The organism is Paenibacillus sp. OV219 (assembly GCF_900110075.1).
Taxonomy (GTDB): Bacteria; Bacillota; Bacilli; order Paenibacillales; family Paenibacillaceae; genus Paenibacillus_Z.
This window is the reverse complement of record NZ_FOCJ01000001.1, coordinates 651,737-673,874: the sequence shown is the minus strand read 5'-3', so window position 1 is coordinate 673,874 and position 22,138 is coordinate 651,737. Positions and strand designations below refer to the sequence as shown.

At 49.6% G+C, this 22,138-nt stretch carries 26 protein-coding genes and 1 pseudogene; 2 read left to right on the top strand and 25 right to left on the bottom strand.

All coding sequences use genetic code 11. From position 1 onward, the window contains the following. Positions 1-67: 67 nt before the first annotated feature. From BMY11_RS02885 to BMY11_RS02805, 18 genes and pseudogenes are all read right to left on the bottom strand, one after another. The gene (locus tag BMY11_RS02885; protein ID WP_090572952.1) at positions 68-2,257 is read right to left on the bottom strand and encodes an EAL domain-containing protein; all 2,190 of its coding nucleotides are present in this window, start codon (positions 2,255-2,257) and stop codon (positions 68-70) included. Continuing rightward, on the bottom strand, positions 2,250-4,844 hold the full coding sequence (locus BMY11_RS02880; protein ID WP_090572951.1) for a chemotaxis protein CheW: 2,595 nt from the start codon (positions 4,842-4,844) through the stop codon (positions 2,250-2,252). Before BMY11_RS02880 ends, BMY11_RS02885 begins: the two co-directional genes overlap by 8 nt. Further along, entirely contained in the window at positions 4,844-5,269 is a 426-nt protein-coding gene (locus tag BMY11_RS02875) for a chemotaxis protein CheW (RefSeq protein WP_177182471.1), read from the bottom strand. Before BMY11_RS02875 ends, BMY11_RS02880 begins: the two co-directional genes overlap by 1 nt. 34 nt (positions 5,270-5,303) lie before the next feature. Then, a complete protein-coding gene (locus BMY11_RS02870; RefSeq protein ID WP_090572949.1) occupies positions 5,304-5,741 on the bottom strand; it encodes a hypothetical protein in 438 nt (145 codons plus the stop codon). 270 nt (positions 5,742-6,011) lie between these two features. After that, positions 6,012-6,776 (bottom strand): phosphoribosylformimino-5-aminoimidazole carboxamide ribotide isomerase, encoded by a 765-nt coding sequence (hisA, locus tag BMY11_RS02865; RefSeq protein WP_090572948.1) that lies wholly within the window; start codon positions 6,774-6,776, stop codon positions 6,012-6,014. Positions 6,777-6,808: 32 nt separating this feature from the next. Further along, positions 6,809-7,222 (bottom strand): VanZ family protein, encoded by a 414-nt coding sequence (locus BMY11_RS02860; RefSeq protein WP_090572947.1) that lies wholly within the window; start codon positions 7,220-7,222, stop codon positions 6,809-6,811. Positions 7,223-7,273: 51 nt separating this feature from the next. After that, positions 7,274-7,912, bottom strand: coding sequence for a hypothetical protein (locus BMY11_RS02855; RefSeq protein WP_090572946.1), 639 nt, complete (start codon positions 7,910-7,912; stop codon positions 7,274-7,276). Between the two features lie 38 nt (positions 7,913-7,950). Further along, positions 7,951-8,448: a GNAT family N-acetyltransferase gene (locus BMY11_RS02850; RefSeq protein ID WP_090572945.1), complete on the bottom strand. Its 498-nt coding sequence runs from the start codon at positions 8,446-8,448 to the stop codon at positions 7,951-7,953. 44 nt (positions 8,449-8,492) lie between these two features. Continuing rightward, positions 8,493-8,969 (bottom strand): TcaA NTF2-like domain-containing protein, encoded by a 477-nt coding sequence (locus BMY11_RS02845; RefSeq protein WP_090572944.1) that lies wholly within the window; start codon positions 8,967-8,969, stop codon positions 8,493-8,495. 18 nt (positions 8,970-8,987) lie between these two features. Next, a complete protein-coding gene (locus tag BMY11_RS02840) occupies positions 8,988-9,479 on the bottom strand; it encodes a GNAT family N-acetyltransferase (protein WP_090572943.1) in 492 nt (163 codons plus the stop codon). Between the two features lie 110 nt (positions 9,480-9,589). Then, positions 9,590-10,171 (bottom strand): GNAT family N-acetyltransferase, encoded by a 582-nt coding sequence (locus tag BMY11_RS02835; protein ID WP_090572942.1) that lies wholly within the window; start codon positions 10,169-10,171, stop codon positions 9,590-9,592. A gap of 21 nt (positions 10,172-10,192) precedes the next feature. Further along, positions 10,193-10,795: a LysE family translocator gene (locus BMY11_RS02830; protein WP_090572941.1), complete on the bottom strand. Its 603-nt coding sequence runs from the start codon at positions 10,793-10,795 to the stop codon at positions 10,193-10,195. 98 nt (positions 10,796-10,893) lie between these two features. Next, positions 10,894-11,460 (bottom strand): nucleotidyltransferase family protein, encoded by a 567-nt coding sequence (locus BMY11_RS02825; RefSeq protein WP_256217275.1) that lies wholly within the window; start codon positions 11,458-11,460, stop codon positions 10,894-10,896. A 37-nt stretch (positions 11,461-11,497) separates the two neighbouring features. Beyond that, on the bottom strand, positions 11,498-12,067 hold the full coding sequence (locus tag BMY11_RS02820; RefSeq protein WP_090572940.1) for a pyridoxamine 5'-phosphate oxidase family protein: 570 nt from the start codon (positions 12,065-12,067) through the stop codon (positions 11,498-11,500). Positions 12,068-12,095: 28 nt separating this feature from the next. Continuing rightward, positions 12,096-12,251, bottom strand: a complete 156-nt coding sequence (locus BMY11_RS28700; RefSeq protein ID WP_177182470.1) for a hypothetical protein — start codon at positions 12,249-12,251, stop codon at positions 12,096-12,098. Between the two features lie 16 nt (positions 12,252-12,267). Then, complete coding sequence (locus tag BMY11_RS02815; protein ID WP_090572939.1) at positions 12,268-13,011, bottom strand: alpha/beta fold hydrolase; 744 nt, start codon at positions 13,009-13,011, stop codon at positions 12,268-12,270. A gap of 18 nt (positions 13,012-13,029) precedes the next feature. Further along, the gene (locus BMY11_RS02810; protein ID WP_090572938.1) at positions 13,030-13,485 is read right to left on the bottom strand and encodes an SRPBCC family protein; all 456 of its coding nucleotides are present in this window, start codon (positions 13,483-13,485) and stop codon (positions 13,030-13,032) included. 22 nt (positions 13,486-13,507) lie between these two features. Then, positions 13,508-14,018 (bottom strand): annotated as a pseudogene (locus BMY11_RS02805) (GNAT family N-acetyltransferase). Between the two features lie 339 nt (positions 14,019-14,357). On the opposite strand from BMY11_RS02805, the gene BMY11_RS02800 reads away from it, so the two are divergent. Next, positions 14,358-14,450: a dihydroorotate dehydrogenase gene (locus tag BMY11_RS02800; protein WP_090572937.1), complete on the top strand. Its 93-nt coding sequence runs from the start codon at positions 14,358-14,360 to the stop codon at positions 14,448-14,450. A gap of 69 nt (positions 14,451-14,519) precedes the next feature. Here BMY11_RS02800 and BMY11_RS02795 read toward each other — a convergent pair whose 3' ends face one another. From BMY11_RS02795 to BMY11_RS02775, 5 genes are all read right to left on the bottom strand, one after another. Then, complete coding sequence (locus tag BMY11_RS02795) at positions 14,520-15,323, bottom strand: Cof-type HAD-IIB family hydrolase (RefSeq protein WP_371262750.1); 804 nt, start codon at positions 15,321-15,323, stop codon at positions 14,520-14,522. 72 nt (positions 15,324-15,395) lie between these two features. Continuing rightward, on the bottom strand, positions 15,396-16,139 hold the full coding sequence (locus BMY11_RS02790) for a pseudouridine synthase (RefSeq protein ID WP_090572936.1): 744 nt from the start codon (positions 16,137-16,139) through the stop codon (positions 15,396-15,398). Positions 16,140-16,266: 127 nt separating this feature from the next. Continuing rightward, on the bottom strand, positions 16,267-16,707 hold the full coding sequence (locus tag BMY11_RS02785) for a DUF309 domain-containing protein (protein ID WP_090572935.1): 441 nt from the start codon (positions 16,705-16,707) through the stop codon (positions 16,267-16,269). After that, on the bottom strand, positions 16,708-17,511 hold the full coding sequence (locus BMY11_RS02780; protein WP_090572934.1) for a GTP diphosphokinase: 804 nt from the start codon (positions 17,509-17,511) through the stop codon (positions 16,708-16,710). A gap of 16 nt (positions 17,512-17,527) precedes the next feature. Continuing rightward, positions 17,528-18,628, bottom strand: a complete 1,101-nt coding sequence (locus tag BMY11_RS02775) for a quinone-dependent dihydroorotate dehydrogenase (RefSeq protein WP_090572933.1) — start codon at positions 18,626-18,628, stop codon at positions 17,528-17,530. Between the two features lie 194 nt (positions 18,629-18,822). On the opposite strand from BMY11_RS02775, the gene BMY11_RS28695 reads away from it, so the two are divergent. Beyond that, complete coding sequence (locus BMY11_RS28695) at positions 18,823-18,963, top strand: hypothetical protein (protein ID WP_177182469.1); 141 nt, start codon at positions 18,823-18,825, stop codon at positions 18,961-18,963. A gap of 11 nt (positions 18,964-18,974) precedes the next feature. On the opposite strand, the gene BMY11_RS02770 is transcribed toward BMY11_RS28695, so the two are convergent. Together BMY11_RS02770 and BMY11_RS02765 are read right to left on the bottom strand one after the other, a co-directional pair. After that, positions 18,975-20,438, bottom strand: a complete 1,464-nt coding sequence (locus BMY11_RS02770) for a L,D-transpeptidase (RefSeq protein WP_177182468.1) — start codon at positions 20,436-20,438, stop codon at positions 18,975-18,977. Between the two features lie 86 nt (positions 20,439-20,524). Next, positions 20,525-22,129, bottom strand: a complete 1,605-nt coding sequence (locus BMY11_RS02765) for an NHL domain-containing protein (RefSeq protein WP_177182467.1) — start codon at positions 22,127-22,129, stop codon at positions 20,525-20,527. Positions 22,130-22,138 lie beyond the last annotated feature (9 nt).

Sequence of the window (22,138 nt, the reverse complement as noted above, 5' to 3'; positions counted from 1 at the left end):
TTTGGAAAAGTCGTTATATTCTGACAATAGTCTTTAAAAGTGAAGAAGAGGATTCAGCTAACATACGTTACTGGATCCTCATCTTTTTAATTGGTTTGCTCAATTTGAGTTCCTCGGCAATTTGAGCCGCTTCCATCGGACGACCAAGCAAGTAGCCTTGCATCGTATTGCAGCCATAACGCAGCAGCAATCCGAATTCCGCTTCAGTTTCCACGCCTTCTGCAATAACTTCAAGCTTTAAATTTTCCGCCATCGTGATGATCGTATGGACAATGGAAGCATTCACGCCGTGTGTGTCCATCTTCTTCACAAACGACTGGTCAACCTTCAGCTTGTCAATCGGCAGCTCGCTCAAATAACTTAAAGAGCTGTAGCCTGTACCGAAGTCGTCAATTGCGATAGATACGCCAATGCGCTTCAAGTTCTTCAGCATCATAAGCGCGTGATGCTTGTTCATCGTCATGCTCTCGGTAATTTCTACGACGAGATACTTCGGATCAAGTCCGGTCTCCTGAAGAATGTTCTCGATCCGCTCGATAATCTTCCCATCATTGAACTGCTGTGTCGAAAGGTTAACAGCGACCGGAATCTTCATTAGCCCTTCATCCTGCCAACGCTTATTCGTACGGCATGCTTCAAGCATGACCCATTCGCCAATGGCATGGATCAAACCTGTTTCCTCAGCAATCGGGATAAAATCCGCAGGCGACACGCGTCCAAGCTCTGGACTTTGCCAACGGATTAAGCATTCCAAGCCTTTAATTGTCCGATCAATCCCGTTAAAGACTGGCTGATAGTTTAAATAAAATTCTTCACGATCAATCGCTTTACGCAATCTGCGCTCAATCTCCATTTTGCGGTGAATCTCTTCTTGGAAACGCGCCTCATAGAACTGAATCAGGTTGCCGCCTTCTGTCTGCGCAATATTCATCGCCATATGCGCATAGCGGATGATGTGCTCGATATTCGTATGATTGTCTGGGTATTGGCTAATGCCGAGACTTGATGTCATATGAATCTCTAATCCGTCCAGTATAATAGGCTGACGAATCGCATCCAGCAGCCGCTCGGCATACCGTTCAATCGTATCGAAGGTCGCTCCGCCCATCACACAAATGAACTCATCACTGCCAGCGCGGATAATCGTCGTGTCTTCAGAAGTAAATCGCTTCAATCTTCTAGCCATAAGCTGAAGCAGCGAATCGCCCTTTTCATGGCCCATGGAGTCATTAATTTGTTTGAAATGATCGAATTTGAAGAATAAAACTGCAAACCGTCCATATTTCGTTTTTGCGCGATCCATCTCCGTCAAGAGCTGATTCTGATTCGGCAGCCCCGTCAGCTGGTCGTGGTTCAGCAGAAACTTAATTTTCTCTTCCATCCGCTTCCGGTCTGTAACTTCGAAGGTGACGACAATAATTTCTTTTACGATGCCGTTAACACGGACCGGACGAGCAACGGTCGTAAAGTGATACTTCCGCCATTCTGTATCGTAACTGACGCAATCTTCACCGTTCCACACTCTAGTCAGATACTCCGAATGCTGCGCCATCACTTCAGCCGGTACAATATGTTCAAGCGAGTGGCCTATGAGGCTCTGGCTCAATTGTCCAAATCGAGTTAACAGCTCGCCTTTGCATTCCGTAACAATGAACTCATTAGCTTGCTTAATCAACGAACAATAAAAGCCGTTTAGCTGCTGCAGCGTCTGATTCAGCTCTTCGTGAATCGTATGCTCTGATGCAAGGCACCCCGTCATGAACTCTAACAGCACCTTCATCTCGTGATTGGCGAGATCCTCTTGGTCAAGTGTTTTCCAGAACGGCTTGGACTCAATTGCTGCATGACAGCGTAGTAAAAACTCTTCTTCCATTTGTGCATTGGCTGGGAACTGGAACAAGCTGTCTTTGTGGAAAAAGTCTGCCGCGCCATTCGTAAGCGCAGCAATTGCCGGGGAAGCGCCTTCATCCGTATAGCTGCTTAGCATAATGACCGGCATCGGATTCTCAACCATCAACTGGCTAAGCGCAGATAAGCCATCCAACACTGGCATTTCAATATCCATTGTAACGAGGTCAGGGCGCATGACCTTTAATTTCTCAAGCGCCTCCTGACCATTGGATGCTGTCCCCATCACCCATAGCTTAGGGTCTTTTTCGATCAGCCTGCTAATCATCTGCCGCATGACGGCAGAATCATCGACGACGAGCACACCGTATGGAGCAGGCGGATCGGCCAAGCCTAGAAGTTTACGCATGAATCGTGTCCCAACCCCTTGATCGGAGCATTTTGTCAAGCTTAAGTACAATTACAAGCTGCTCGTCTGTCTTGCAAATACCTCCGATGTATTGGTCGGAGATCATCGTAACATCCTTCGGAGCCGATTCGATCTGGCTATGGGTCACATGAATGACTTCACGAACGCGATCAACGAGAATACCGATATCGCGGCCGTCTTCGTTCAGAATAATGACGCGTGAATGCTGATCCGGCTCGGTATGGCGCATGCCAAGGCATGACTTAATATCGACAACCGGCATCAACTCGCCCCGTAAATTCATAAGTCCCAACACTTCTACCGGTGCGTTCGCCATCCGCAGTATAGAAGGAACCTTGATGATTTCTTTCGCTTGATTAATGTCGAGTGCATAATGCTCATCTTCGAGATCGAAAGTCACAAGCTTCACTTTGCGTCCAGATACCTTCTGCTCATTCGCATTCGTCTTGCTAATGGTTGCACCGGAGTCGCGGATGACCGCGTTCACGTCTAGAATGAGAGCGATGCGGCCGTCTCCCATAATGGTAGCGCCGGATACGTATGCGACTTGCCCCAAGTAATTGCCAAGCGACTTCATTACGATCTCCTGGTTCGCAACCAGCTTGTCGACATAGAGGCATACGCGTCTCTCTGCAAGTCCGATCATAACTGCGTAACCCTTGGAATCAGTATCGTTCTCTGCTGTGCCAAGTCTTCTGTGCATCCGTACGAGCGGCAATATTTCTCCGCGAACGACACAGACCTCTTCACTGTTCACGATTTGAACATCTTCAGGCGTCAAACGGAAAGTCTCAATCACATTCGTGAGCGGAATCGCAATTGTATGCTTGCCAAGCTGCACGAGGAGCGAACGAGAAATTGCGAGTGTAAGCGGAAGCTTTATCGTGAATACGGTGCCTTCGCCAGCTGTCGTCTCAATGTTAATAATACCGTTCAGCTTCTCAATATGGGAGCGGACGATGTCCATCCCTACACCGCGACCGGAAAGCTCCGTTACTTTCTCCGCAGTTGACATGCCTGAATGGAAGATAAGACTTATGATTTCTTTATCCGTTAACGCTTCCGCCTCTTCCGCACCGATGAAACCTTTCTGAACGGCCTTCTGTTTAATCCGTTGCAAGTCAATACCGCGACCATCATCGGCAAGCGTAATAACGATTGCGTTCTCTTGATGGCTTGCACGCAGGAGTAAATTACCTTTGCGGTTCTTGCCCAGCTTCTCGCGCTCATCCGGCGGCTCCAAGCCGTGGTCGATCGCATTACGGATAATATGGATAAGCGGATCGCTGATCTCTTCGATCAATGTGCGGTCCAGCTCCGTTTCTTTACCTTCCACTTGGAAGGTCACTTCTTTGCCGGCTTGCTCCGCAACGTCGCGAACCATACGCGGGAAACGATTAAACAACTGCTCGATTGGCATCATCCGCGTCTTCATCGTACCTTCTTGCAGCTCTGCAACGACACGGCCCAGGTGGTCCGTAATTTCACCGAGCAGCAGCGTTTCCGGTTCTTGCTTAAACCGATCCTCGAACCGTCTACGCACTTCGCGAATCCGTGTATTATCAATAATCAATTCTCCGACAAGGTTCAGCAAATGCTCCAAGCGGTTCACATCGACCCGTACGGTTTGCTGAATGTGCACTTTGGCGTCGGATTGTCCTGCTGCCCCTTGTTCTGAGCTTATTTGCGACACGCTGACAGCAGGTGGAGCTGAAGCCGTTGTTTGTTTATTCACAGATACGACGGACGCTTTGGTCCCAATCTGAATGCCGCCTGAAACTTGAAGCTGCTTCACGGTGAAGCTCTCAATCTGCGACGCTTCCTCCACTTTGCGAACGATTTGCGCTTCTGTATGCTTCGTTGCAAGCAAGAAATGGATCGGTCCAGCTGTAAGAAGCTGTTCCTGCTCCCACAAGCCGATTTCCGGCGATGTGCCGACAACTTCGCCGAGCTCGCCCAGATTGCGTAGAATAACCATTGCTTTTACCGTAGGCATCTCAACATCTGCAGCGAGCGTCACACTAATCTCGTATGAATGGAGTCCTTCAGCCAGTTTCTGCGCTTTAGCGGCAAGCACGGCTTCGGTCCAGCCGTCATACATCGCTGTCTCCTGCGCCGATATGGCCTTAACCGCCTCACTTGCAGCAGCGTTCGCCGCTATCGTTTCTTCTGCAGGCTGGTCGGTCAATATGCCGTTCAGCAGCTCAACGAGCGTTTCAATCGGCTCATCATTGAAATCGCCTTTGCGCAGCGTTTCCTTCTTCGCCTTCAAATAATCAATACATTTGAACAGCACATTGATGAGCGGCTTGCTCGTTTGCAGCCGATTCTGACGAAGCAGCTCGAATACACTCTCAACCTTATGCGTTACTTCCTTCATCGATTGGAAGCCCATTGCTGCGGAAGAACCTTTGAGCGTGTGTGCAGCGCGGAAGATCGTCTGTATCGTTTCCGGTGAATTGCCACCGTTCTCGAGCTCTAGAATCGACTCATCCAGAACTTGCAGCTGTTCTTCTAATTCATCTAGAAAAACGCTTAGATATGTAAGTGCGAATGATTCGTTCATTATAGACCTCCTCCAGTATTCAAGATAGACGGCAAGTGCAGAATGCTGACAAGCTGGTCATTAATCTTCCCGATACCTGACAAGTTGCCTGATTGCGCGCCGCCAATACCATCTGGAGTAGGTAAAATTTCCGAGAAAAACGCCACTTGCTCAACACGGTCCACATACAATCCAACTGGCTCGCCTTCCGGCGTCTGGACGATGACAATACGGGAGGAAGTCGTCGAATGGCTCTCCATCATGCGAAACTTCGAGCGAAGCCCGATAACTGGAACGATCGTACCTCGCAAATTAATAACGCCTTTCACATGTGCCCTCGCGGCCGGTATTTCGGTGATTGGCATGTCTTTGATAATCTCTTGAATGTCTGTGATTGGGAGTGCAAATTTCTCCTCATTCAACCCTACTACGATGTAATTGGCCACCGCTCGGACCTCCTTGTTCATCTCTCTATAATGTTTATCGGATATGTCGTTCCGTTTCTTTTGTATGAACAACATCTGTCTTCAAAATGACACAATCAAAAATATTCATAATCTCACTTCGAGCCTGATGAATGAATCCAAGCACCGATTGCTCCAGCTTGCTCGTACAGAGTGAAGCGTTTACCCAGATCTGCTGACTCATCAGCACAATCGACATATCGTTATGCGACGGATACCGGTACACTTCGTCAAAAACATTCGTTTCCGAGTACATGTCTGGGAGAACAACTGAGAACATAATGACAGGGGGCTCATCCCCCATATCAGTGATACGAAACTGCTCTTGTATTGGATAGTTATCTTTTGTCCAACGGAAACCATGTGCGTAAGCAAGATCGGCTTGCCATACAGGCTCAAATCGGCTCGTAGAGTCTTCGAACAATTCTTTATAAAATTCGAGTAGTTTCATCATGTATGATCACCTATTCGCATCGTTGTCTGTCCCAAGTTGCGTTCCTCCTTCGTAATACCGCTACACTGATTATAAGGGCTAAGTATTTGGTAAGTTCTTAATGATCGTTTGGATTGTGTGATTTTGGAACGATTTTATTTGGAAAGTGTTAGCGCAACCACAAATATGCACAAAAACAGCCCCTGGCTGCTATTTCCAGCAATTTAGGGCTGTTTTCGTACTAGATGATCCACGCTCAATCCTTGCAAGGTGTCTCTTTATGGCGTACCACTACGCACGCGGTTTACAGAAAGCTACAACATCCTCATAGGACATTGAGCCACCAAAAATATCAAGCGCACTGCCGATAGTAATATCAAGCTTGCCAGCGGCGAGCTTGCGGAACAATTCGAGATCGTCGAATGAACGGGCACCGCCTGCATATGTCGTCGGAATCGTCACCCATTGAGCCAGCTGCTCTACTAGATCTGTTAGAATTCCGCTCCGTTTGCCCTCAACATCAACGGCATGAACGAGATATTCATCGCAATATTGCGCAAGCTCTTCAAGATGTGAGGCTTTCACTTCAAAGGTGCTGAAGGTTGTCCATTGATTCGTAACGACGAACCATTTGTCATCCCGCTTCTTGCAGCTCAGGTCAATGACCAGCCTCTCCTTGCCGACCTCAGAGACGATACGCTGCAGGTTGTCCATATCAAGCTCGCCGTCGCGGAAAATATAGGAGGTGACGATAACATGCGAAGCGCCTGCTTCGAGATACTGCGCGGCATTCTCGGCGCGAATGCCTCCGCCGATCTGGAGTCCGCCTGGATACGCGCGAAGCGCTGCCAACGCCGCTTCCTCATTGCCGCCACCGAGCATGATGACATGACCTCCAGTAAGCTGATCACGCTTGAACATGTCGGCATAATACGCTGAATCATGCTCCGATACGAAGTTCTCGACGACTTGCTGATCATCGTTCTGGCTTAATGTCTCACCGACAATTTGTTTCACTTTCCCTTTATGTAGGTCGATACAAGGTCTGAATTTCATTATGTTCCCTCTTCTCTCGTTAGCTCTAGCTTCTAGCTCCGCTTCACACTTATCCGATATAGCAAGTATCCTAGCCACGCACCGATCGTATTGAGAATGACATCGTCAATATCAAAGCTACCGCGATGAAGTAGTAGCTGCAACAGCTCCAGCACGAAGAGCGACGTAATAAACAGCAGCGAAAATCGGATAAGCTTCATTCCCAGCAAGTACGGCAGCATGAGCCCGAACGGCATGAACACCGCCACATTGCCTACCATATTGACGATCCAATATTTCGCGTCGAAGCTGTCCGCATGCTCAAAGTATAAGCGGACAGTTTGAAACGGAATGACGTTGTATCGGTATTCCGTCGAATGAACCGCTGACCGGCCAAAACCGATAAACATCGAGTAAAAGAGTAATAACGTATAACCAAACAAAATAAGTCCGTATAGTTTCTTCATGAATATGCACGGTTCCCCTTGCGAGCGAAGGCTCTTCCGAATGCCTTATGCTTAGTCGACGTCGGTAATCTTCCACCCTGCTCCGTTAATATTGCTTAGGGCATAAGCATCTGTGCGATCCCCATTAACCCCGTACACACCAATGATCACATTCGTCTTGCCGGGCTTCTTGTAGGTGGTCTCACCTTTATATTGCAGCTCTGTATATGTCAAATCCGGCTGCTTCCTCACGGCCTCGATCAGCCAACGAAGACGGCTGCTGTCGGCGAGATAGTCGTCCCATACCTTCGCTTCAGGCTTAGGCTGCTGATGAACGATATCGATAAAAGCAAATAGAAACGCGACGGCGTCAGCCGGGATTTGCGAGTCAATGCGGATAATTGGCCCTGTTTGCTCTCCCGCGCTTGTAGCCTGCGAAGTAGATGCAGTCTCATTCTGCTTTAGCTTGTCCGTTGCCGTATTTAGCTTCGTAGTTAATTCGCTTACATTCGTCCGCTCAACATTTAGTTGGCCGTTCAGCACGTCGAGCTGTGTCTGCAGATGCTTACTTCTCTCCAGCTCCGCAGTCAGTTGCATTTCCTGGGTATTCAGCCGCTGCTGCATCATATTGCTGCGGTGGATGTTACTTGAGAACATAACAGCAACAATAACAACTGCAACTACAATTCGCAGCTTCGTTTGCCAGTGCATCCGTCCATCCCGCCTTTTATCGGTGGTAGAAACTCAGATTAGGCTAAAATTTTCTGGAAAGAAACCGAGTCCAGCCAGCGGTCAAACTTGCGTGCGATTTCTTGATAGTACGCCACTTGCTTGTAGCCGAGCTTCTCGAACAGGGCTACGCTGCCTGTGTTCTCCGTACAAATCGCCGCAAGCAAGGAGTGGAAATTCAGCTCGCGCGCCACGCGCTCGATGAACTCCGCTGCTTTGCGACCGATCCCTTGACCGATAAACGCCTGGTCCAGATAAATGCTCACTTCCGCCGTTACGTTAAATGCCGGACGCTTCTTATGCTGAGTAAGAAGCACATACCCCGCATATTGACCATCTACGAGAACGACATACGAGCGGTACAAATCCGAGAGCGGTTCAATAAGCTGCTTCATCTGATCTGTTGTGTACGGACACAAGTCATACGTAACCGTAGTACGTTCCACATAGTAATTATAAGTATTGCAAACTGCTTCCAAGTAAGTATCTGAATAACTCTCAAACGTTAACTCTGACATCAATCTTGCACCTCATCCTCGTATCTGGTTGTCGTTATCTACTGCTAGACCCATCGTTCGATGCTATATACTTTCGTCTGGGCTGTTCCCGAATCTTCTGTCACGGTATAGATCCACTCGTATTCATTCATATCGACACGGCCATCCGGGTAGTAGACGCCGATTTTCTCGATAATATAAAACTTGTAGTTCCCATTCATCTTCTGGATATTCATGATCTGATAGCGGATCAGCTTCTCCTTGATATTCTTAGAGCTGAGCCTGCGAACCAAGCTTTCCTGCTGCCTATAGAGCGGTCCAGCCGGATCAAGCAGCCCTTCCACAAGAGAGAAACGGTTCTTATTGATCGCCTCCACCATCGACTCTTCATACGCATTCATCGTCCGATTGGCGCCTGACTTCGAGTAATCCATCTGTTCCCCGAGCGCAGTACCTTCTGATCTCGGTTCATCTTTGGCTGTACAGGCACTTACCAGCAGCATCATGCTCAGCAGCGCGCCGAGCGTCGCCCTTCTGTACATGGTTGTATTCTCCCGTCTTTAATTATTAATTTCACTTCCTACAGCACGTTCATAAATCATAATTGCTTTTCCATCCGGCAGCTCAGCTGGACGGACTTCTACACAGCCATGCCGCTGCCAGAAGCGATGCGCATTCGGATTGTTCACAAGCACGCCGAGCCGATGCGACTGTACGCCGCGTTCGCGCATGACGCTGTCAAACAGCTCAAGTGCAGCACTGCCGTAACCTTGCCCATGGCAGCGACCGTTAATAATGAGCAGTCCAATCCAAGTGCAACTATCTTTGGGATTGTGCATGAGCAGCTCAAGAATGCCTACAAATTGATCATTATCGTGAAGCAAATATCGTTCAGCCCCGGCTTGTTCAGCATCCTTCAGCTCGGCAGCAATGTCTTCGGCAGTTAGTGTCGATTTATCTTTGGAAATCAAATTGAATTGGGGGTTGGTATTAAAAATATCAAGCTCGTGCTCGATATGTTCAGGCTTACAAGACCGAATCATAGTCAGCATGTCTAGCTGCACTCACCTTCCGTTTAAAGCAAAAATGAATATAACCTATAGTTTACCACGATCCTATGAGGTTCTGAAATATCCGCATCAAATAAAGCTGAAGACTAGGCTCACCGTTCTTCCCACGCCTGATTGAGCAGCACCATGTGGATGTGATCCTCCCATTTGCCATTAATACGCAAATAGTCACGGGCTACTCCCTCGTGCTTAAAGCCCAGCTTCTCTACAACCTTCAGCGAAGCTGCGTTACGGGGCATAATATTCGCTTCAATCCGGTGCAAATTCAACTCTTTCCAAGCATAACTGATTACTTGTGCAAGTGCTTCGGTCATATAACCTTTACCGCGCACAGCTGCATCTGTCCGGTATCCGAGATGGCAGGACTGAAACGCGCCTTTCACAATATTATTCAGCGTAACCGTGCCGAGCAGTGGAGCGCCTGGCTGATCCGATTCACTGAACCAGAACTTCGCGATTTGCCCACTGCGGACACCATGCAAATCATCCAAGATGAACCGCTTCTGAACGTCTAATGTGTAATACTCTTTACTTCTTGCAGGCTCCCATTCGATGAGCGCTTCCCTGTTACGCAGCACAAAATCCAGCGCTTGCTCCGCAAACGTCTCATCAATCGTGCGCAGCACAAGCCGTTTCGTGCGGAGTGTAGGCGCGTGTTCAGAACGTCCAGTCATTATCTCTCATCCTTCTTGCTATTACTTAATCACATGCCAGATAGAGGCGATCCCAAATCCGAGCAGTACGAGCCCGGATAGCCGGTTGATCCACCTCATCGCTCCGCCGCTTAACGTCTTGCGGAACGCGCCGATAACAACACTGAGGAACAGCCACCACAGCATCGACCCTGTGAAAACGCCTAGCACAAGCAGCAGTGAATCTCCCGTTGTTGCGCTAGTTATTTGAAGTCCCGCAAAAATGCCAAGGAACGACAGAATTGTCATCGGGTTCGTTATCGTCAGTAGAAATGTTGTCAAGTAAGCCGTAGCTATGTTACGACTCTTTACCGCTTCCGCACCAGGAGCGGCATTGGAACGGATGGACTGAATGCCTAAGTAGCATAGAAACAAACCGCCTATGAGGCTAATCCAGAACTGCTGTGCGAGCAATCCGCTCGTAATTAAATTGAAGCCAAAAGCGGCAATCAAGCCGTATAACCCATCTGCAGTCGCAGCGCCTAGCCCGGCGAAGAAGCCGTACAGCCTGCCTTGATTAATTGTTCTCTTCATGCATAATACACCGATCGGACCTACTGGGGCCGCGATCGATAAACCAATAACAATACCTTTCCAAACCAACATGACAATGACATACCCTTCTACTCTCTAGTTGCCCTGTTAGGCTTTGCTGCACTATCCTAGTTTAACCGATTTAACTACGTCTCGCCCACCATCAAATTTCAGCTGATAATGGTCAAATTCGGCCAATGCTGATTCCAAGCTTTCCTCGAAATTCTCTCTAGATAATAAACGTGATCCGAGAAGTAAGGGCTGCGCTGTACACGCATCCCAAACAGATCGACAAGTCCATGTGGGCAGCAAAACTCCAGCTGGTCCTCTTCACTCAATCGGACTCCGATCGCAGTGACCATCTCCGGCCATCGGCTTAGCGCATCGGAGGTGGACTGATAAGGAATTGGATTTCCATTCCGAGTATGCATTCTCGCTTGATTTTTAACTGACCACTTTGGGTTGCCTGTAACAGCGATGAGGTATTGTTCAAGCTCATGATCCCGCACAGGTGAGAGATGGGTGCTGTCGTAGTACACCAAGTCGATGTCATCATGAAGAGAGCGGCCGCTATAGCCACATATCCGATCCCAGACATAATTGCGAATATAGCCGGCGGCGATGTAGCACTGAGGCAGCTGCAAGCTTCTCACGAGACGCAGTTCATCCATGAGTGATCCATGCTCCAGGAGTAGATCGATCAGCCTTTGCTCTAGAATTCGTTCTTCGGCTTGCATGCTCGTTACTTCGCCTCCTTTGCGCTTGATAGTCTACCTAACCTAGCTTCCCATCGGCGTCGAACTCCTTGCCGATTGGCGTGACGAAGCCGTCCATGCTCTCGGAATTTTTCCTTTTGCGATAATCGATTAAATTCTCCTCACCTTGGTTTGTCGCCCATTTCAGCAGCAGGTCGCGTTCTCCCTCATACGAATAGTAGGGCACGCTGAATCCGCACGAGGTTTTCACAATATCAATGTCTGAAACGATAATTTGCCGGTAGCCGGGATAGAGGTTAAAATGCGCTGCAATGTCTTCCCACTCCGGTGAACTTGGAAGAATGACTTTTCCAGTTCCATACAACCTAAGAATGAGCGGCTTTCCTTCGAATGCAACGAACATGAATGTAATGCGATTCACTGCCGACAAGTGGGCGCTCGTCTCGTTGCCGCTTCCAGTCAAATCCAGATAAGCGACCTGGTTCGGCGATAGTATCCGGAACGCATCATGTCCTTTCGGAGATAAGTTCACATGCCCTTCCTGCGCTGCCGTACCGACAAAGAACAGCTTCTGCTCACGGATAAATTGTTCATGCTCTGGCAGTATCGTTGAATAAGCAGTTCCCATCTGAATCACCTCTTGGATAATAGTAAGCTCAGACTTCGCTGGAAGGATAATCCTCTCCGCTCTGCCTAAGCTGCATGTCACGGGCTAACGCTTCCTTGCCTGGATCTTTTTTCGGTAGTTTACTGTTGATTTCAAGCAGCAATATGATAATGATGCCTAGCATAATGACGATGACAACGCTCATGTTCAATCGTCTCCTTCTAAATCTTCTCGTCAAGGAAGCCGCGAATCAACCGGAAGCAACCCTCTCGCTCATTATCCATCAAGTTATGACCAGACTGCTCAAGCACTTCTACTCGGCAATGCGTGAACATCGAATTATACTTCTCCGTGTCCGTGTCACTTAGCAGCGAGTCCTCTAGCGCTCCTCTTAAAATCAGCGCATTATGCACGGTGTCTAGCGGTGCGGTGAGTGCAATCTGTTTCGCTTCATGTTGGATGCCCCACACTGCTTCTGGACGGATATTGGCTGTTCGCTCGAACGGAATGAGATAATTCGTTATATAATCGTTCGCCCAGTCTTCAGGCATTTGGCGATGCTCCGGTGGGTAATCACTGAGAATCAGTGAAACGACTGACGAACTGCCGATCTGACATTGCTGCTGTACATATCCCAGTGCGTAAGAGGCGCCTCTTGAATGCGCGAATAGATGGAATCGCTCTAAGCCAGCTGCGCGGATTACACCTTCCAAGTCAGCAAGATGCGAATCCAGATTATATCCGCTCATTGGAGTATCACTCCCGCCTCTGCCTCTGAAAGAAAGCGCAACACATCTCCGAGGAAGCAGATACTCTAGCAAGTCCGCATATTCTTCGGCCGTCTCCGACAGGCCCGGACAAATGAGCAGCGGAGTCAGCCTAGGATCAGCAGCTTGAATCGAATCCAAATAATGAATAAGGACACCTTTGTTATTAACATGACTAGAAAGATGCTCCATGTTCATTGCCTATCATCTCCTTGGCTAGTTTCTTTCTGCCAGCACCTTCATTTGTTCATTGCGATACATAAGGAAGCTCCTCATATACCTACGCAAGACGGCCCGTTCGACAATCCAGCCAATGACACCTAGCGGTGCGGAGAATGTTAACCGGTCTCGCATGAGCGTCATCCCATCCACTCGTTCAAAATGATGCTCATGCCGCAAGTATTTGAAAGCGCCCCGCTGCATTTCATCCACAAAATAATGTGGAGCACGAAAATCCGTTATTCGTGACGTCAGCCGCTGCCTCACGCCAAGATGTGTCGCTTCGAACGTAACCGTCTCACCAAGCCCGATATGTCCGGTTGTAACACCGGCAACGGCAAGCTCCTTCGTATGCGGCCAAACCGTGCGGGTATGCACATCTATATTTCGTGCCAGATCGAAGCAGTGCTCGAGTGGCGCGTTGATTCTCACTACTGTCTCGACCGTAACCATCGCTTTGCTCCTCGTACCACCGTTAGCCTGAGAAGGCCGACGGATATTTTAACTCGCCAACAACCCCGTTAAGCGCGCCATCATGAAGCTCGAAGGCCATGAACACTTCATCGGGCACCGGAAATTGTTTAAGCTCTATGCCTAAGCTGCTCGCAGGTATAAAGCCATATTTAGGATAATAGGTCGGATGTCCAATAAGCAGAACAGCTGGATAGCCTAGTGCTATACTCCTCTTCATCCCTTCTCGCATAAGCTCTCCACCCACACCTTGCCTCTGATAAGCAGGAAGCACAGCTATTGGAGCAAGTACGAGCACTCCCGCTTTCTATAGAAGCTTTACTGATTAGCAAATGACCTACGATACTGCCGCCTTGCTCCGCCACAAGCGACAGCTCGGGAAGGAACTCCGCTGACGCTCGGATGCGCTCGACCAAATCCGCCTCATCATCTCGGTTGCCGAACGCACTATAATTCACTACGCGAACGATGGCATAATCCGCGTCTGCTTCCGTTCTTATTATGGTTTCACCCATCTTCGACCTCCCCCTAATCCTGCTTCCATTACCTCAATTTCTCTACCCATTCGACATCAGGCGATCTTTTCCCTTTTGTATCCAGTCCAGTACCTCCAGCACAGCTCAGTCATAGATAAGGCATTCGGCTATAGGCGGGAACTCCGTGGCAAATCACTCCCCGGCAATCATCTCATATTCGGGACATCCTTCCTCATACAAGTGCCTAATTGTAAATGCAACGGGACATCTGTCCAATCGTTTAGCCCTGTTTTTCATACTATGTTGTATACCGGGTGCCGAACATAATGGTTAATCGCAGCCAGGGCACCGGAAATACCTTTCAAGGGAGGAAGTTGCATGTCCGGTATGCACGGTGGTTTCACTTCTGCTGGCGTGATCTTGGTGTTGTTTATCCTGCTGGTCATCGTAACCCGCGGATTGTTCCTGTAAACAACATCCTCTGATCCGATATTGCAAAAACCGTCGAGAGGCTTGACCTCTCGACGGTTTTTCGGTTTCCTAGCGCTGCCATGCATACGTATAGAGGGCATGAGCGACGCCGTCTTCTTCGTTGGAGAGTGTCACCTGATCTGCCGCTTCCTTGACGCCATCGGGCGAATTCGCTACTGCGATGCCCAGGCCTGCGAATTCAAGCATCCCCAGATCGTTAAAATAATTGCCGATCGCCATGACACGGCTCGGGTCAATGCCTCTTGCGAGCGCGAGCTGACGCAGCGCTGTTCCCTTACTTGCTTCTTTATGCATCACATCAATAAAAAATTCACCACTGCGGATATGCGACAGGCCGTGAGTCCAGCCGTTCCATTCTGCTTCAACACGATCAAGGTCGGCTTTTTCTCCAAATAATGTGAACTTTACGAGATCATTCGGCAACGGCTCATTCGCGCTGCGCATGACCGGCTTCGCCTCAAACATCTTGTACATCTCTTCCGCTTCCGGCGTAATGCCGTCGATCAACATCTGGAAGGCCGTATTAAAGTCATAGTGCAATTCGCTATTCTTGCAGTAATCGCGGAACCGTGCTATTTCATGCGCGTCAATGCTATATTGGTGCAGAACCTCACGACTAGCGGCGTCGATCGTCGCGGCTCCATTATGCGTAATCATCGTGCCGGACAATCCGAGCGCATCCAGCACCGGAAGCGCAGAGCCAGGGCCTCGCCCCGTGCATAGCACGATCTCCGCGCCAAGACTGGCCGCTTCTCGCACAGCCTCACGTACACCTTCTGTCAGCACATGGTCATCGGTTAACAGCGTCCCATCAATATCTAGCGCAATTAAATCATAGTTCAGTTTGCTCATTTCTCTCCCACCATCCTATCTCTATCTCTATCTCTATCTCTGTGTCCTATCCTACACTACACTACCACTACACTAACGGTGCGCATTTTGAAGCGATTCCAGCTCCGCCTCTGTAAGCGGGCGATATGCGCCAAGCGGAAGCGACTCGTCAAGGAGAAGTGGTCCCATCGAAATCCTGCGCAAATAAACGACCTTCTTGCCGACGGACTCGAACATCCGCTTCACTTGATGGAATTTGCCTTCATGAATCGTTAGCGTGATGCTGCTGTAGACGCCATCCTCACGGCTCTCTTTCTCGCCAATGATAAGCTTCGCCGGCATCGTCTCGTAACCATCCTCAAGCGTAACACCTTGTGCAAAAGCATCCTGGTCACTCGCATCAACATCACCATGCACAAGCGCTTCATACGTCTTCGGCACATGCTTCTTCGGCGACAGCAGCTCATGGGCAAGCTTCCCGTCATTCGTTAGAAGCAGCAGACCTTCGGTGTCCTTGTCGAGCCTGCCAACAGGGAATGGCTGCAGTACCTGATCCTCTGGGTCGAGCAGATCAAGCACTGTCCGCTCACGCTTGTCCTCTGTCGCGGAGATGACTCCCTGAGGCTTATTCAGCATGACATAGATCGTATCCTTGTATATAACCGTTTCATCATCGAACATAACCGTTTGAGCTTCCGGGTCCAGCAGCATCCCGAAATCTTTTACAATCACGCCATCGACAGTAACCCGTCCTTGCTTGACAACCTTGCGAATCTCACTGCGCGTTCCAAAGCCCATATTAGACAGCAGCTTATCCAGCCGCATTCGTTTTGCCATGTCATTCATTTCCTCCAGACGTCTTACGCACTTCATCCTATTGTATAATAAGTCCGCTCTATTGACCAACCCAAGCTAACGTTTCAAGGGAACAAAAAATCCCTGCCCCGGACTCGGGACAAGGGATCTAATCTCCTTCATGAAGACGCAATTCAAGCGGAATTTCCGCAAGCGCTTTCGCCAGCAGACGCAGCTGATCATCCTCTACGACAACCTCGAAGGGAACGAAGGCTGGACGAGGATCCGCACCGCTGCCTAGCAAAGTCAGACTTCTCGCCACATCAATACGAAGCTGCCGAAGATCAAGGCCCATCTTGGCATCGGGATAATGCACCAGCTTCTGCAGTGCTTGGTTGAACAGCTTAACGGCTCCCGAGAAATTGTCATTGCGCCAATGATGAAGGCCAACTGCAGCCTGCAGCAGCCCTTGATAAAGGAGATTGCGGCCTTCTTCAAGCCACAGCTCCTCCATCACCTCATGGCATTCAAAGTAATCGAGATCCACGTTAAACAGCACGACAAAATGGACAAACCGCTCATCATATGAACGCTCTCCATGCACCGCCATTTATGTCGTACCGCCCTTCTTCGCTCTGTAAAGGGACGATCTGATTTCATCTGACAGCATACGGATACCGAATGTATCCTCTTGCTCCCACAGCTCGTTGAATCGCAGCTGGAACTGTACCGCCTCGCGTACGCGATGGAAGAAATACAGCTCTTGAATATCACTCAATACGCTCGAGAACATATTCGATTTCTCTTCAAATTCCCGCTGTGCATCCAATATTTCGTTGCGAATGCTCGACATCTCCGCATCAAGCACGGATGCTGCTTCTGCTGCCTTCTTCAATCGGCCGCGCACAACGTCGGGCAAGCTTTCTTTATATTTGTAGTTCAGCGAATGTTCGATTGTCGCCCAGAAATTCATCGCAAGCGTACGAATTTGAATTTCTGCCAGCACATGTTTCTGGCCAATCGCCGTCTGAACCGGATATTCGACAATCATATGGTAGCTGCGATAGCCGCTTTCTTTGAAATTCGTAATATAATCCTTTTCATATACGAGCTTCAAATCTTTACGCATACGAATGAACCCTGCAACACGGTGAATATCATCGACGAATTGACACATAATGCGAATGCCCGCAATGTCCTCAATCCCCGTATCAATCTTCTCCATCGGTACGGATAAACGCTTCGCTTTCTCCAATATGGAAGAAATACGCTTTACCCGCCCGGTTACGAACTCCATCGGCGAATATGCTTCTCGATTCTTCAGTTCCGTACGCAACGTCTTTAGCTTGACCTTCAATTCTTCTACTGCTTGCTCATATGGCTGTAAAAATAGTCCCCAGTCTCTTCCGTCCATCCGGCCGCCTCCTATCTTAAGACCGATGATCTGCTCCTATTGCTTCACTAATTGATTTAAATCCATCTTTGCGGAGTGCGTCTTTCAAGCCGCCCGCAATTTCACGCAGCAGCTCCGGCCCTTTGTAGATGAGCGCTGTGTAGATTTCTACAAGACTTGCGCCTGCGCGAATTTTATCGTATGCATCAGCAGCCGTAAAGATGCCGCCTGAACCAATAATGGGCAATTTGCCGCTTGTTTGGCGGTACACCTCGCGGATAACTTCTGTCGAACGTTCCTTCACCGGCTTGCCGCTCAGACCGCCGGTTTCCTTCGCGTTCGGATGCTGCAGTCCGTCTCGGCTGATCGTCGTATTCGTAGCAATAATGCCATTTACTCCGCTTGCTACAATCGTATCGACCGTATACGCAAGCTGCTCATTCGACATGTCTGGTGCGATCTTAACCAGTACCGGCTTTCGCGCCGCGCCTGCCCGCTTCGCCTGGACGTTCATTTCGTCCATAACCGTCTGGAGCAGCAGCCGCAGCTCATCGCCATGCTGGAGCGCTCTAAGATCCGGTGTATTCGGCGAGCTAATGTTGACGACGAAGAAGTCGCCATATGTATACAGTTTCTGCAAACAAGTGCGATAGTCTTCATGCGCAAGCTCATTCGGAGTCGTTTTGTTCTTGCCGATGTTCACTGCAATCGGAATACGGCGCTTCGTATCCTTTGCAAGCCGCTCCGCCATCGCGTCGGCTCCATCGTTATTGAAGCCCATGCGGTTAATGAGCGCTTCGTCAGAAGGAAGCCTGAATAGGCGAGGCAAGTCATTGCCTGCTTGTCCCTTCGGTGTTACAGTTCCAACTTCGGCGAATCCGAAGCCGATATTTGCAAACATATCAACCGCTTTCGCGTTCTTATCAAGGCCTGCCGCAAGTCCAATCGGATGGGCGAAATGGAGGCCAAACAGGTCAATGGCCAGTTCTTTCGCTTTCTCTACACCGTACATCGTACGCATGAGTGCGGGGATTCCAGGGACCCCGCTTGCCGTATGTAAACCATCAATTACCATGTGGTGGGCCTTCTCAGCATCCATTCGGAAGAAATAAGGCTTGGCCAATTTCGTATACAACACTTACGTTCACTCCGTTCTTCGTGTTAGCTCTATCGAACAGTTTAACGCGTTAGGCAGGAAAAAGAAAGAGCCAGCCCCTGCATTCATTAGGGGCTAGCTTAACATTTTCGCGAGGCTGATCAGTTGTGCCCGCATAAGAAAACGATTACAATATAGGTACAAACCCATTCATTGTGAGAGAAAGGTTGATCCACATGAGTCAAGCGAAGAAGAAGCCACCGATTATGAAGAAGCAGCAGAAGGAACAAATTAACAAGAAGGCGCTCATATGGATCGGAACTATTTTTATCGTCATCGTTATCATTATGGCCGTACTACTTGTAATTGATAAGTAACACCTGCGCTTCTAATCAAGCCACTTATAAACAACAGCGGTGTTCGTTTCGTCCTGCACCGGCTTCAAGCGGAAACGCTCGGAAGCCTGGGGTGCTCCGGCGGGGAGAACGCCGCTTTTTATTGTCACCTTCGTGCCCAGCGGCACCAAATCATACAGCTCCTCGAGATCCTTCTGATTCATCCGTACACAGCCATGCGACTCATCCTTCCCGATGCTATCTGGATCATTCGTTCCGTGAATGGCGTACAACGTCTTCGACATTGTCATCCCCCTGCTGCCGAATTCGCTATCATCCCGCCCGTTCGGGTGACGGACCTTCTCACTAATAGTAAAGCTTCCAGCTGGCGTCTTCTCGCCACCTAGCCCTACGTTATAGCTACGCACAATGACATCTCCGCTGATTACGGCGAGCTGGTGACTATCTTTATCAATTACGATCGAGAGCGGCTCTGACGGCAGCTTCGTATCCGCTTCTCCAGAGGTTGCTTCACTCTTCGTTCCTGCCCCCGACGCGTCACTCGCACCTCCCGCCGCTGACCCATTTCCAGACGACGGCTTATCTTCTTTATTGCCTTCTGACGCATCAGGACGTGCCCCGGCTTTCAGCTCTCTAAGCAGTTTCGGGAACAGTTGCTTCATTGCTGGCGAAGTACCTGCCAGCACGTTGTCCGGGTACGGACGTGTCAGATCATCCATACCGGATGGCCACACTTTATTGATAGCACGATACTGTGCAATCGCGCTGCGCAGCGTCCATTGCTGCTCTTGCTGTGCGCTCCATTTCTCATATAACTTATATGCCGTACTAGAATCGCCTGGCTGACAGTCGCATGCAGCGCCATCAAGCAAACTGACTGCGACCGGATCCGCTTCGCCTTGCCGCTTCGTCATCGCAAGCAGACGTGTCTCTCCCGTCCATTTACGCCACTTGCCGGCTTGCTGAAGCATCGCGGCTATGCCGGTTTGCTGTTTAGCCCCTGTTCCTTTCAATAAGCTACTTAGCGCCTTGCCCATTGTATTGTCACCGGCTGGCTTTACGATCGCAACGTTTATCCCCGGCTGATTGCTCTGCGGCGCACTTGCTTGCTGCTGCTGCGAATTATTCCCCTTCGGGCTTGTATTCGTAGCCATATCGGCTAGCGAATCTGCTTCATCCTTCTCCCCGCTGACTGGCAGTACAAGCATGAGACCCAGCAGCAACAACATCGCTGTCGAGGCGCGAGCCGCGAGCATCATGAGCTTCTGCTTGCGGTTCCAATTGGCTATCAATTCTTTCGGCCGATTCGCCAGTGGATGCTCTTTACGTTCATAAGCATCGTATACACTGCCTGATTGCAAGAAACAGTAGTTTGCTTTGCCTTCTTTCCCTTCGAGCAAATACTGTTTGCCTAGCAAATACCATGCCATTCGATTCTTCGGATGGTTCTGCACGTAGCGCTTTAAATAGCTCATAGTGTCTTCTTGCAGCTGCACAGGTAGGACCTCCATTTACTTTATGTAGGTACTATATCGGCAAAAAAAGCCGCCTGGTTTGCACCGGACGGCAATTTTTATATTTTTTACTTCGTGAACTGCTTATCACGGAGGAGAACTGCGCGTAGATCGGATAGCCATTGCACATCAAGTCCCAACTCTTCTGCGAAGAAGCGAACAGGCAGGAACTGCCGGTTATTGGAGATGATTGGCGCTTTCGGTAGCGTCACCGTAGTTGTCGATCCGCCTTCCACCTGTTTGACCACTTGAGTGGAGCCATTCTTCACGGTATAAGTTGTACCTGCAAACCCAAGCACCGTTTGACCATTCGCATATTGCACTTTGAAGCCGAGCTTCTCCGTCAGCACGCGGACAGGCACGAATGTTACATTGTTTTGAATAACAGGCGTTACATCGCTGTTCAGCTCCACGCTATTATACAAAAGGTGTATGCTGCCATCTGCCTTGACACCTGTCGGAGAGGCATAGGGAGCAACAATACGAACGGTGTTGCTGCCGGAATCTGCAACCGCGAAAGCACCACCGCCAACCCATTCAACGTCTGTTGGCCGGTTAAAAGCGGAATAGCGAGCAATGCCGTCAACAATACCTTCTTCCTGAGGTGTACCGGCAAGTGTTGTTACTTTTCCGCTCGCGAGGTAACGAATCGCATGGTTCAATGAATCAGCGATGAGCAATCCGCCATCCGGCGTTACAGCAAGTCCGCGCGGTGCATGCAGCTCCGCTGTTGCAGCAGCTCCATCTGCAAAGCCGCCTTCTGAGTACGGCGAGCCCGCATCATAATTAAGCTTCTCACTAGTTACCCCGCCAGCTACCGTCGTGACCGAATTCGTCTTGAAATCAATGTATCGAATGCGATTATTTCCTGTGTCGCTGACATACAGATTGCCACTGGAGTCGAGCGCCAAGCCGCTAGGTTCATTGAATTTCGCTTGGGCAAGCGGCCCGTCCGCATAATCGCCGACAGCTTCAATGGCCCCCGGATAATACTCGATAATTCGTTTCGACGGTGCGTTCAATGTCGTTACTTGACCATCTTTAATCTGACGGATGACATGGTTGAGCGTGTCTGCGACATAGATGACGCCTTCCTTATTCACCGCAATGTCAAGCGGATGATAGAAGCTCGCGTTCGCTGCAGCGCCATTATCCGAACCTATCCCTCCGGTCCCTGCAACAGTCCTAACGACACCAGTAGCTGATAAACTCCGAATGCTGTTATTGCCTGTATCCGCGATATACACCACGCCATCGCTATCTGCTGCGAGCCCCGACGGCAGGTTGAACGCCGCTTTCGCTGCGTCTCCGTCAAGCAAGCTGCCGAGCGGAGCGTTATATTCATCGGCTCCGATGTACAGCCCTGAAGTAGTAGTCGTTGCTGCAGCGGTTACACCTCGAAGCATCTGGTTGCGAGCATCTGCGACGAGATAACTGCCCGACTTCGCGGAGTAGAGCAGTGAAGTCGGCTCGCGGAATGCAGATGAAGCTGAACTCCCGTCATTCCGATCAAAAGCACCAGAGCCAGCTAAAGTATGTACTTCATATAAGTCCATATTACCAATCGAAGGCTGCGCGGCATTGCCTGCTGCAGCGAAGCTGTTGCTGCTAAACGTACCAACCGACACCGCTGCGGCTAGCAGCAGTGCGGCACCTCTTATTCTATTCTGCATGAAGGCTCT